Source organism: Streptomyces sp. NBC_01428 (assembly GCF_036231965.1).
Lineage (GTDB): Bacteria > Actinomycetota > Actinomycetes > Streptomycetales > Streptomycetaceae > Streptomyces.
The window spans coordinates 8,480,335-8,492,040 of record NZ_CP109499.1; the positions used below are offsets into that span (position 1 = coordinate 8,480,335).

Consider the following 11,706-nt stretch of genomic DNA (forward strand, 5'->3'; position numbering starts at 1 on the left):
AGATCTGATGACCAACCCGTTCGAGAACCCCGAGGGCCTCTACCGCGTGCTCGTCAATGACGAGGGCCAGTACAGCCTGTGGCCCGACTTCGTCGACGTGCCCGCCGGCTGGACCGTGGTGCACGGCCCCGGCCCGCGCCGCGAGTGCCTGGACCACATCGAGAGCAACTGGACGGACATGCGCCCCAAGAGCCTCGTGGAGAGCATGCGGCGGAAGGGCTGACCCGGCGATGCTCTGTACGCGACTGACGAACGCGCGGTTCGTCACCATGGACCCCGACCGGCCCGTCGCCCATGACCTCGGCATCTGGCGGGGCCGGATCGTGGGCCTGGACGAGGAGGTGACCTCGCTGCCGGCGCGTCGCGTGGTCGACCTCCAAGGGGCCACCGTGCTGCCCGGGTTCATCGACAGCCACGTCCACCTGGCCTGGACCGGACTCAAGTCGGGCACGCCGAGCATCGCGTCGTGCACCACCGTGGAGGAGGCGCTCACCATTGTCGCCGGGGTCGCCGCGCAGGTCCCCGTCGACGGATGGGTCCATCTCGCGGGATACGACCAGCGGGCCCTGGGGCGCCATCTGAGGGCCGTGGAACTCGACAAGGCCGGCGCCGGGCGCAAAGTGTTCCTGATGCACGACTCGGGTCACGGATGCGTGGTCAGTACCGCCGTCCTCGACCTGCTCCCGGCCGGCATCGAGCACGAGGACGGCTTCCTCGCCGAGGGGGCGATGGGCGCGGCCCGGGCCCTGCGGCTGCCCCACTCCCAGCAGGAACTCGCGGGCGCGATCGGCCGGGCCGCCCGGCAGTGTCTCGCGGAGGGGGTGACCGCCGTCGCCGAGGCCGGGATCGGCGGCGCGCTGTTCGGCCACAGTCCTGTCGAGCTCGGCGCCTACCAACTCGCCCGCGAACAGGGTGCCTTGCCGCTGCGGGTGCAGCTGATGGTGGCCGCCGACCGGTTGCACGAGGTGACCGCTCACCCGTCCGACGGCATCCCGCCGACCGGTTGCACGAGGTGACCGCTCACCCGTCCGACGGCATCCCGCCGACCGGTTGCACGAGGTGACCGCTCACCCGTCCGACGGCATCCCGCCGACCGGTTGCACGAGGTGACCGCTCACCCGTCCGACGGCATCCCGCGCGCCCTCGACCTCGGCCTGCGCACCGGGTTCGGTGACGCGTGGCTGTCCGTGGGAGCGCTCAAGATCTACACCGACGGCGGCATGATGGCGCGCACCGCCGCCCTGCGCGAACCCTACGAAGGCCTCGACCACGCGGGCCGGTTGCAGGAGGATCCCGAGGTGCTCGCCGCGACCATCGTCGACGGACACCTCGCGGGGTGGCAGCTCGCCGTCCACGCCATCGGGGACCGGGCGGCCGATGTCGCCCTGGACGCGCTGGAACACGCCCAGCGCCTCCGGCCCCGTACGGACGCACGGCACCGCGTCGAGCACGCGGGCCTGATCCGGCCCGACCAACTGGAGCGGTTCGCCCGGCTCGGGGTGATCGCCGTGGTCCAGCCGAACTTCCTGCGCTCCTTCGGCGACGACTACGCCGCGATCATGGGAGCGGGCCGGGCCCCCTGGCTCTACCGGGGGAGGGGCTTCCTGGACCATGGCATCACGCTGGTCGGCAGCTCCGACCGGCCCGTCACCGACGGATCACCGCTGCGGGCCGTGCAGTTCATGGTCGAGCGGGCCTCCGGATCGGGCCGGACGATCGGCCCGGACGAGGGCGTCACGGTGGACGAGGCGTTGCGCGCGTACACCGTCGCCGGGGCCTTCGCCTGCCGCTGGGAGGACAGCCTGGGCAGTCTGACGCCGGGGAAGTGGGCCGACCTGGCCGTGCTCGCGGACGATCCGCGGTCGGTGGAGGTCTCGCGCATCGGCGACATCGAGGTGGTCGCGACGTACGTCGCGGGCCAGGACACAGTGGAGGCGACGGCATGAGCGTACGGACCCACGGCACCGATCCCCACGCGGAGTTGGGGGAGTCACCGGACCCGTTGAGGTGGGTGATCTGGCACACCGCGTCGGAGACGCTGGTCTTCGACCGGGACGTCAACGGCCCGCTCGGCATCGACGACGAGGCGGTCCTGCGTGAGGTCCTCGGCAGGATGCGCGCCGCGGGCGTACCGGAGAGCGACGACTATCCGGGCCGCCCCTGCTCCTGAACCGGGCACACTCGCGGGCCCTGTGAGGTCCTGCCGGCCAGCAGCTCGCGCGGCATCCGGTCGGTGGCGCGCACGACGTCGGCCGCCGCGTGCGCGAAGCCGACGAGGTGTGAGGGCCGGGCGTCCCGGCGCCGTTCGGGTGCCGCGAGCGGCGGCTATCCGATGGCCGGATCGCCGTCGACCTGAAGGAGCCGATACCCGTGTCCGTACGAGGATCCGCTCCGGCGCGCGGACTTCGGTGCCCGGGCGCGGCGTGCCGCGAGGACGAGTGCGTTCACCTCCGGACGCCGCCTGCGCGCCTCGTCCAGTCGACGGCGCGACACCCCGACGCGTGCGGCTGCGGCGCCCACCGCGGCCCCGGCGCGGATGACGGTGAGCAGCGTGCGCAGTTCGAGCGGGGTCAGGGGGAGGGGCTTCTCCCCGCTGTGCCCGTGCGACCGGCTCAGGGCGGTCGCCGCGGTCATGGCCTCCGCGAACAAGGGGTCCGAGGCACGCCAGTTGAGCAGCAGGCGTTCGGGGACCCCGGCGGCCGCGGCGCATCCGGCGGCGTCGATCCCCAGAGCGGCCGCCCGCACGGCCTCCGCCCTGCGGGTCAGGGTCTCCTCGCGCAGGTTCGGTTCGCGCCCGAGTGCCGCGAGGAGCTCTTGGTCGAGCCGGTCCCGTGCGTCGAGGTGGGCCAGGACGTCGTCGGCCCAGGCCGCCAACCGGGCTTCGGTGTCGGTCACTTCATCCACCCGTGCAATTTTAGGTTAGCCTCACCTAAGTGTATAGGTCGAGGTCGTTCACCCGTCGATCGACACGGCCCCGTCGCTCTGACACTGTGAGGCGATGCGGACTCCCAGGCAGGCGGCCAGAGTTGTGGTGCTGGATCCCGCCGGTGCCGTGTTCATGTTCCGGTACGACAACGTGGAGGTCGGCGTCCACTGGGCGCTGCCCGGCGGCGGGCTGGACCCCGGCGAGACACCGCTTCAGGCCGCCCGGCGCGAGCTCCGCGAGGAGACCGGCTGGGACGACATCCCTCTCGACGGGACGCTGTTGTGCCTGTGGGAACACGACTTCACCAGGATCGGCGTCCCCGTGCGGCAGCACGAACACATCTTTCTCACCCACGGCCCCCGCCGGGACCTGACCGGCGAACTCGGCTCGGCGCACGCCGCCGACGGGATCCTCCGCGGGAGGTGGTGGACGCCGGACGAGTTGTCGGCGGCCGTCGAGCCGTTGTGGCCGCCGCAGCTTCCGGACCTGCTCGCGGCCGTACGGCGCGACGGCCCGCCCGCGACCCCCGTCGACCTGGGCTTCGTGCCGCAGGATCCTCCCGCCACGGCCTGACGGGGGCGTGCGGGTGAGCGGGGGTCAGCGCTCGCCGAGCGCGCGGATCTCGGCGCCGATCAGCCCGGGGTCCTCCTCCGCCATGAAGTGCCCGCAGTCCACCGTGCGGTGGCGCAGGTCCGGCGCCCAGGCGCTCCAGAGCTGCTCGGCGTGGAAGCCGAGCGTGGCACCCCAGTCCTGCTGGAGCACGGTCACGGGCATGGCCAGCCGGTTCCCGGCGGCCCGGTCGGCGCTGTCGTGGTCGATGTCGACCCCGGCGGAGGCGCGGTAGTCGGCGACGATCGACGGCACCGCCGCGGCGCAGGCGTCGAGGTAGTGGCGGCGGACGCCGGAGGGGACCGCGCGCGGATCGTTGGCCCACACGTCGAGGAAGTGGCCGAAGAACGCGTCGGGCGCGCCCTCGATCATCCGCTCGGGCAGGCCGGGCGGCTGAGCCATCAGATAGAGGTGGAAGGCGACCGCGGCGGACACGCCGTGCAGCGCGTCCCACATGTCGAGGGTCGGCAGGACGTCCAGGACGGCGACGCGGGTCACCGCCCTCGGATGGTCCAGGGCGGCGCGGAAGGCGACGAGGGCGCCGCGGTCGTGGCCGACCAGGTCGAAGCGCTCGTGCCCGAGCTCCGCCGCCAGGCGGACGACGTCCCTGGCCATGGTGCGCTTGGAGTACACCTCGGGACCGGTCTCGGCGGGCTTGTCACTGGCTCCGTAGCCGCGCAGGTCGGGACAGACGACCGTGTGGTCGGCGGCGAGATCGGCGGCGACGTGCCGCCACATGAGGTGCGTCTGCGGAAAGCCGTGCAGCAGCACGACCGGCGACCCGCTGCCGCCGACCGCCGCGTGCAGGGAGACACCGTCGTCGACCCGCACGCGGTGCTGGGCGAATCCGGGGATGCTCAGGGGTGTCACAACAGCTCCAGGTACTCGTGGCAGGGTGGAGGCCCGGCCCCGGACGGCAGGTCAGGGACGCGTCCCGCGCCGATCGGCCCGGTCCGCCGGTCTCCGGTCCGTCCGGGATCTCCCGGACGTCGTCCATGCTGCGGGCGCCGGATCAGCGATCGATGAGCGAGTTCCGGGCCCCGGGGCCACGGGCTCGCGGAAGGGCCGTGCGGTGGGTGTGCAGTTCGGACTGCTGGGGCCGGTGGCCGCCTGGGACGACGAGGGAACCCCGATGCCGCTCGGTGCCCCGCGCCACCGCGAGGTGCTGGGCAGACTCCTGGTCGCCCGCAACCACGTCGTCCCGGTCGACCGGCTCGTCGCCGATCTCTGGGAGGACGAGCCGCCCAAGGGTGCCGTCGGAGCCGTACGCACCTTCGTCGCCGCGCTCCGCCGCGCCCTGGAACCCGGGCGCCCCGCGAACCGGCCGCCGTCGCTGCTCGTCACCCAGGGCCCCGGATACGTGCTGCGGGCGAGCCGCGACGCGGTGGACGCGGGACGGTTCGAGGAAGCGGTGGCGCGGGCCGGCGCCGCCGCCCCGCACAGCGCGGCCGCCGTGTGGAACGAGGCGCTCGCCCTGTGGCGAGGGCCCGCGCTCGCCGACTTCCCGCGGGCGCGCTGGGCCGCGCCGGAGCGGGCGAGGCTGGAGTCACTGCGGCTCCGGGCGGTCGAGGGGCGGGCGGACGCGCTGATCGCCACGGGGGCCGCACGTGAGGCCGTACCGGACCTGGAGTCCCACGTCACGGCACACCCCTGGAGGGAGGACGGCTGGGTCCTGCTGGCCACCGCCCTCGACCGCTCCGGGCGGCGCGGCGACGCGCTGGCCGTGCTGCGACGCGCCCGGGAGACCCTCGCCGACGAACTCGGGATGGACCCCGGGCCGGCCCTGACCCGGGCGGAGGAACGCATCCTGAAGGGCGCGACGGACGCCCGGACCGCGGACCCGGCCGGCTCGGGGACGGCCGACGGGGTGTGGGGGCGGGCGGCCGCCGCGTGGGAGCGGTCCGTGCCGGCCCGGTCGCGGGCGCGGCTGCACGCCACCGCAGGCCTGCTGCGTGAACTGGCCGTGACCGGGGCGGAGGGCCTGATGGAGGCCGGTGAGCACCGCGGAGCCGTCGTCGCGGCTGCGGGCGCCACCGGCGACGCGGACCTGACCGCCCGCGTCATCGGCTCCTACGACGTGCCAGCGGTGTGGACCCGCGCGGACGACCCGGGCGAGGCCGCGACGCTGGTGCGGGCCGCCGCCCGCAGCGCGGCGGAACTCGGGCCGGACGCGCCGCCCGCGCTCCGGGCACGGCTGCTGTCGGTCGTGGCGGTGGAGTCGCGCGGCGACGCGGCCGCCGACGGGCCGCTCCCGTTCGCCGGTGCGGAGCCGGCGGCCGAACCCTGGCGGACCCGCGCCGAACGCTCCGCCGAGGAGGCGGTCCGGCTGGCCCGCGCTCTGGGTGACCCGGCCCTGCTGGCCTTCGCCCTGAACGGAGCGTTCATGCAGGCTTTCGGCAGCTGCGGCCTGGCCGCGCGGCGCGCGGCCCTCGGCGACGAACTGACCACCCTCGCCGCAGGACACGGTCTGCCCAGCCACGAGATCCTGGGTCGCCTCGTACGCCTCCAGGCGCTCGGCGCGCTGGGCCGGCTCACGGCCGCCGACGAGGAGGCCGACGCGGTCGATAGCCTGGCGCACCGTCATGAACGTCCGCTGGCACGGGTGTTCACCTCGTGGTACCGGTCCCTGCGCACCTGCGAGACCGACGGCTGGGAAGCGGCCCGGCCGCTCTACGCGCGGGCGCTCGCCGCCACGGCGGACTGCGGCATGCCCGGCCTCGCCCACGGCGCACCCGCGCTGGTCGCCCTGGTCCCGGTGATGCGCGGCGACGACCTCCCCCGCTCCGGAACGTTCGAGCCCGTCGACCCCGGCGCGTACGAACCGTGGGTGCGGCCGCTGCTCCTTGCGGGCGAGGGCGAGACCGAGCAGGCCCGCCGGGCGCTCGACTCCGTCCCCAGACCCCCGCGCGATCTGCTCCAGGAGGCCCTGTGGTGTCTGCTCGCCCGGGCGGCCTCGGCCGTCGGACACGAGGGTGTCCTGCGGCGCTCCAGGGACGAACTCGCCCGCGCGGCGGGGGAGTACGCGGGTGCCGGCAGCGGGCTGATCTCGTTCGGCCCGGTCGAACGACACCTGCGCGCGGCGGAGTCGGCGCTGCGGGGCCTCGACGGACGCGGGTGACCGAGGCCTGACCGCGAGCCGGACTGGCCCCCCGGATGGCAGTAAGTCGTCTGCGGGCAGGGCGAGTTGGTGTGACCGCGTCTCTCGAAGTCCCCCGTCGCGGCGTGCCATTGTCCGGCAGATCGCGATCTCCTACGCTGGGCCGCGTGTCGCGAGGAGCGCGGTCCGGGAACGGAGACATGCATGCTGAGCAAGCACGAAGCGGCCGAAGCCGTCCGACAGGCCAAGGTGAGGACCGGAGTCACCTGGGCGCAACTGGCCGAGGCCGTCGGCAAACCGCTCGCCTGGACCACGGCCGCCCTGCTCGGCCAGCACCCGATGGACAAGGACTCGGCGGCGACGGCCGCGGCACTCCTCGAACTCGGTGACGACGCGGCCCTCGCCTTCCAGCTCCAGCCGACGCGGGGCGCCCTGGACGCGGCCGTCCCCGTGGACCCGACGATCTACCGCCTCTACGAGGTGGTCCAGGTCTACGGGCCCACCATCAAGGAACTGATCCACGAGCAGTGCGGCGACGGCATCATGAGCGCCATCAACTTCCGTCTCGACGTCCGCCGCGTTCCCGACCCCGCGGGTGACCGCGTCGTCATCACCCTCGACGGGAAGTACCTCCCGTACCAGTGGTAGTCACCGGGCCGGACCTCCCGCCGCCGATTCCGCCCCACCCGCCGACCGCGCTCCGCCGTCGATCTCCAGCCGAACCCCCTGGGTGCTGTCGGAGGCGGGCCCCGTCTCCAGGGTGACCACCCCCGCCTCCACCACGCGTTCATGGTCCGGGCCGACCGAGGCCAGCGTGTCGGGGCCGATCTCGAACTCCGCCTCCGCCTCGGTCCCCGGCGCGATGTCGAGCGCCACGAAACCGCGCAGCTCCCGGACCCGCGGCCACGCCGTGCCGCCGGACAGCCTCCGCACGTACAGCTGCACCGTCTCGTGGGCCGGCCGGGCACCCGTGTTGCGGACCGCGACCCGGCAGACGAGCCGCGGCGCATCGGCGGTGACCCGGTCCCGGGACAGCCGGGGCGCGCCGTAGACGACGGTGGTGTACGACAGGCCGTGGCCGAACGCGTACTCCGCCTCGGCGCTCTGGTCGACGTAGCCGCGGTACCGGTGGTCCTTGCCGTTGTAGAACACGGGCAGGTGCGCGGCGGACCGCGGCACCGACACCGGCAGCCGGCCCCGGGGCTCGGCGTTGCCGAACAGCACGTCGGCCACCGCCCGGCCACCCAGAGGACCCGGGTACCAGGCGCTCAGCAGCGCCCACGCGCCGCTCCGGGGAGCCGGCACCGCGTGCGGGCGGCCCTGCACCAGGACCACCACGACGGGCGTTCCCGACGCGGACACGGCGTCCAGCAGCGCCCGTTGACCGGTCGGGAGCGACAGGTCCGCGAGGTCGACGCCCTCGCCGCAGGTCATGCCGGAGGGCGGCCCGGACCCGGTGAGCGCCGCGCCGTTGGAGTCGAAGACGGTGTCCCCGGAGCGGGCGCTCGACCCGCCCAGGACGAGCACCGCGACCTCGGCGGCCGACGCGAGCGCGGCGGCCGAGGCCACCCCCGAGACGTCGTCCCCCACCAGGGCGCATCCCTCGGCATGCGCGATCTCGGTGCCCGGCGAGGCCGCCGCGCGGATGCCCTGGAGGACCGAGACCCCGGTGCCCGGCCGCTGCGGTGCCGTGTAGTCACCGAGCAGGGGGGCGACGACATCGGCGTTCGGGCCGAGCACGGCGATCCGCCGCGTGCCGGGGGACAGGGGCAGGACGTCGCCCTCGTGCACGAGCAGGGTGACCGAAGCACGGGCGATGCGCTCACCCGGACCGGCCGGACCGACCGGGGCGGCCCCGTCGGCCGGACCGACCCCTTCGGCCACGCCGTCCGGACCCGTCGGGACGCTCGGGCGGAGGCAATCACCCGGTCCGGCCGAACTGCCCTCGTCCGCCTGCCGCTTGAGGGCGGAACCGACGCGCACGCGACTCGATTCCACCGCGCCCGACGGTTCGTCCTCGAACAGGCCCAGCCGGAACTTCAGCGACAGCACCCGCGACACCGCCGCGTCGAGCCGCTCCTCCGCGACCAGACCCCGGTCCAGGGCCTCGGCGAGACGCGCGAACGAAGCGTCCCACAGGCTCAGATCACAGCCGGCATCGAGCGCGCGGGCCGCCGCGGCCACCGGGTCACCGGTGAGCCGGACCAGCCGGTCGATCGCGCCGCCGTCCGCCATGACGACGCCCTCGAACCCCCAGCGGTCACGCAGTAGTTCGGTCAGCAGATACCGGTTCGCGACACAGGGCAGACCGTCGAACTCGTTGTAGGCGGCCATCACCCCGGCCGCGCCCGCCGACACACCGGCCCGGGCCGCTGCCAGATGGATCTCGTGCAGCTCCCGGGCCCCCAGCTCCGTGGCGGCGCTGTTGCGCCCCCCGACCGAGGCGCCCTGCCCCGCGAAATGCTTGAGCACCACGCCGATCCCGGACGCGCGGGCGCCCTCGACCAGCGCCTCGGTCATCCGCGCCGCGAGGTACGGGTCCTCCGTGAAGCACTCCTCGGTGCGCCCCCAGCGCGGGTCCCGCACCACGTCGAGGGCGGAGACCAGGGCCAGGTGCGCACCCCGGGCCCGCAGTTCCGCGGCGGCGCCGGCCACCGCCTCCGCGTACAACGGCGGATCCCAGGTGGCACCCACCGCCAGGTTCACCGGCAGCACCGTCCCGTCGAGGGCCTGATGTCCGTGCGGCATCTCCTCGACCAGCAGCACCGGAATGCCGAGCCGCGTGTTCTCCCGGACGTGCCGCTGCACCGCCTGGGCCATGCGGGCACCGTCGCGCGCGTCGAGACCGTCCTCGAAACCGACCCCGGACCACGGGTCGGCGCGCTGGAGCCCGTACAGCGCGCCCATGCCGCCGAAGGCGCTCACCTCGTCGCGGAAGGTGTCCGCGAGCCGGTGTCCGTCCGGGGTGCGCTCGTACGCGTGCCAACCGTACAGGCGCTGGTTGACCTGGCCGATCTTCTCCGTCGGCGTCATCCGTCCCAGCAGGTCGCGGACACGGTCCGCCACCGGCGCCGACGGATCGCGGTACAACGGTTCGCGGTACGAGGGAGAGGTCATCGCAGTTCCAGGACCGTGACGCCGTAGCCGTCGATCGTCACGTCCGACACCTGGGCGCCGGACCGCAGGTCGTGCAGTGTGCCGTCGGCGACGGGGGCCACGGTGAGCGGCTCGGGGCTCTGGCTGACGAGCCAGACGAAACGTCGCCCGTCGGTGTGCGCGAGGACGTCCGCCGCGACGTGCGGATCGGCGACCGTGACCGGACGGTCCACCCCCGCCACCTCCGCCAGCGCCGCGTACAGGCGGTGTGTCGCGTCCGGGTTCGCGTGCGGAGTGCGGGCGGCCATGTGCTCCAGCGGATAGGTGGCGAGGACCGTGCGGCCCGCACCGGTCTCGTTCACCAGCAGGGCGGGTCGGCCGTGCGCGTCCACGGCGACGACCCGGGCGCCGCGCGCCTCGACGGGCAGGTAGGCGCGGCTGTCCTCGTTCCCGGCCACCGGCAGCCGCAGCACCTCGCCCGCGCGCAGACCCCCGAAGTCCTCGGTGAACGTCATCTCCAGCACGTCGTCGAGGATCGGTTCGGCCACCCCGTACGACAGCTGGAGCTCCACGCCGAACAGTCCGTCGAGGTCGTCGAACCAGGGGCCGCGGGTCGCGGGGTGCTCGCCCGAGCAGAACGACAGGTACACGGTGGCGCCCGCCGCGGCCCGTCGGGCGAGTTCCCGGCGGGTGCGGGTGGTGAGCTGGCGGGTGGCCGGCAGCAGGTAGAGCGACGCGTCCCCGGGCAGGCGGTCGGCCTCGCGGGTGAACGCCACGGGCAGGTCCGCGGCGCGCGCGGTGACGTAACTCTGGTGCAGGGACGTGAAGATGAGCGGCCGGTCGGCGGGCCGGCTGTAGGGGTATCCGCGTTCCAGGAAGGCGGGCACGACCAGCGCGGTGTCCGCGTCCGCGCGGGCGCAGCCGGCGAAGTCCACGGCGCGCAGCACGTCGGCGAAGGCGGCGATCTCGCGCAGCGGCTCCTTGGGGGCGCCGGTGGAGTCGGTGATGCCGAAGTGCATCTCGAAGGGGTGGTGGTCGTAGGGGGACTGGTCCCAGAGGTCGTCGTAGTCGGTGTTGTTCCAGGCGATCCAGCCGGTGGCTCCGCCGAGCAGCGAGTTGTGCAGGGTCTGGCGGTAGTAGACGCCCGCGTTGCGCGCCGAGACCGTGTCCGTGGAGAGCCCGAACTCCTCCAGCACGACGGGCTGTCCGGTCACCGCGGCCAGCTCGCACTCGAACGCGGCCCGGTAGTGCTGGCGCGGCCGGTCGGTGTCCGAGCGGTACACGTGCGGGCCCACGAAGTCGACGTACTCGGCGGTGTCCCGCAGCGAGAAGCCGTTGTCGCGACCGGTCACCTCGATGCCCCAGGCGCCGTCGCCCAGGGACACCGGCTGGGTGGCGCCCGTGGCGCGCACCGCGTTGCACATCGCCTGCGCCCACGCCGTCACCACGTCCGAGGAGGGCGGGTCCACCTGGTAGACGCGTCCGTAGCCGGGCATCTCGTTGGTGATCAGCCAGCCGGTGACCGCCGGGTGGTCCTTGAAGCGGCGGGCCATCCGCGACACGAACCACGCCTGGCGGCCGACCATCCAGACGTCCTCGTACAGATCACGGCCGCCCCGCCAGACCGGGTCCCAGTTCTCTCCGGACATGTGCCCGACGATGAACGTGGGCACGGTCCCCATGCCCGCCTCCTGGTGGGCGTCGAGGAAGTCCTCGAAGCGCTCGCAGAGTTCGTCGTCGATCGTGTGCGGCTCGGGGTGGAAGTCCGGCCAGTAGAAGAACGACCGGGTCATCGTCAGCCCGTGGTCGCGGAGCACACCGAGTTCCTCACGGACCGTCTTCGGGTCGTAGTTCCGCCACATCAGCGGACCGCCGGTGCGGGACCAGAAGTTGGCACCGAGCCAGGGCAGGACGGTGGAGTCGTGGGTGAGCTGGGCGCTGTGGCGTCGCATGGTCCTTCTCAATGGTTGCGGGTGCG

General features: G+C 73.9%; 9 protein-coding genes and 1 pseudogene. 6 read left to right on the forward strand and 4 right to left on the reverse strand.

Annotated features, from left to right (window positions below):
- The first annotated feature begins 7 nt into the window (after positions 1-7).
- From OG406_RS36975 to OG406_RS36990, 3 genes and pseudogenes are all read left to right on the forward strand, one after another.
- Entirely contained in the window at positions 8-223 is a 216-nt protein-coding gene (locus OG406_RS36975; RefSeq protein WP_329190083.1) for an MbtH family protein, read from the forward strand.
- Positions 224-230: 7 nt separating this feature from the next.
- A pseudogene (locus tag OG406_RS39515) lies at positions 231-1,946 on the forward strand (amidohydrolase).
- Entirely contained in the window at positions 1,943-2,170 is a 228-nt protein-coding gene (locus tag OG406_RS36990; protein WP_329190085.1) for a hypothetical protein, read from the forward strand. Before OG406_RS39515 ends, OG406_RS36990 begins: the two are co-directional and overlap by 4 nt.
- Positions 2,171-2,325: 155 nt before the next feature.
- Here OG406_RS36990 and OG406_RS36995 read toward each other — a convergent pair whose 3' ends face one another.
- The gene (locus OG406_RS36995) at positions 2,326-2,904 is read right to left on the reverse strand and encodes a hypothetical protein (RefSeq protein ID WP_164370059.1); all 579 of its coding nucleotides are present in this window, start codon (positions 2,902-2,904) and stop codon (positions 2,326-2,328) included.
- A 94-nt stretch (positions 2,905-2,998) separates the two neighbouring features.
- On the opposite strand from OG406_RS36995, the gene OG406_RS37000 reads away from it, so the two are divergent.
- The gene (locus tag OG406_RS37000; RefSeq protein WP_164370058.1) at positions 2,999-3,499 is read left to right on the forward strand and encodes an NUDIX hydrolase; all 501 of its coding nucleotides are present in this window, start codon (positions 2,999-3,001) and stop codon (positions 3,497-3,499) included.
- A gap of 24 nt (positions 3,500-3,523) precedes the next feature.
- On the opposite strand, the gene OG406_RS37005 is transcribed toward OG406_RS37000, so the two are convergent.
- Positions 3,524-4,405, reverse strand: a complete 882-nt coding sequence (locus tag OG406_RS37005) for an alpha/beta fold hydrolase (RefSeq protein WP_329190086.1) — start codon at positions 4,403-4,405, stop codon at positions 3,524-3,526.
- Between the two features lie 202 nt (positions 4,406-4,607).
- Here OG406_RS37005 and OG406_RS37010 point away from each other — a divergent pair, with 202 nt between their 5' ends.
- Positions 4,608-6,653 (forward strand): BTAD domain-containing putative transcriptional regulator, encoded by a 2,046-nt coding sequence (locus tag OG406_RS37010; RefSeq protein ID WP_329190087.1) that lies wholly within the window; start codon positions 4,608-4,610, stop codon positions 6,651-6,653.
- A 183-nt stretch (positions 6,654-6,836) separates the two neighbouring features.
- Entirely contained in the window at positions 6,837-7,280 is a 444-nt protein-coding gene (gene cynS, locus OG406_RS37015; protein ID WP_081222498.1) for a cyanase, read from the forward strand.
- Here the strand turns inward: cynS and OG406_RS37020 are convergent, their stop codons facing one another.
- The gene (locus tag OG406_RS37020) at positions 7,281-9,749 is read right to left on the reverse strand and encodes a glycoside hydrolase family 3 N-terminal domain-containing protein (RefSeq protein ID WP_329190090.1); all 2,469 of its coding nucleotides are present in this window, start codon (positions 9,747-9,749) and stop codon (positions 7,281-7,283) included. It lies immediately after the preceding gene.
- Complete coding sequence (locus tag OG406_RS37025) at positions 9,746-11,680, reverse strand: glycoside hydrolase 5 family protein (protein WP_267051835.1); 1,935 nt, start codon at positions 11,678-11,680, stop codon at positions 9,746-9,748. The genes OG406_RS37020 and OG406_RS37025 overlap by 4 nt, the downstream gene beginning before the upstream one ends.
- Positions 11,681-11,706 lie beyond the last annotated feature (26 nt).

Coding starts and splice junctions, on each gene's coding strand:
- OG406_RS37000 (WP_164370058.1), top strand. CDS start 2,999: ATGCGGACTCCCAGGCAGGCGGCCAGAGTTGTGGTGCTGGATCCCGCC.
- cynS (WP_081222498.1), top strand. CDS start 6,837: ATGCTGAGCAAGCACGAAGCGGCCGAAGCCGTCCGACAGGCCAAGGTG.
- OG406_RS37025 (WP_267051835.1), bottom strand. CDS start 11,680: ATGCGACGCCACAGCGCCCAGCTCACCCACGACTCCACCGTCCTGCCC.
- OG406_RS37020 (WP_329190090.1), bottom strand. CDS start 9,749: ATGACCTCTCCCTCGTACCGCGAACCGTTGTACCGCGATCCGTCGGCG.
- OG406_RS36990 (WP_329190085.1), top strand. CDS start 1,943: ATGAGCGTACGGACCCACGGCACCGATCCCCACGCGGAGTTGGGGGAG.
- OG406_RS36975 (WP_329190083.1), top strand. CDS start 8: ATGACCAACCCGTTCGAGAACCCCGAGGGCCTCTACCGCGTGCTCGTC.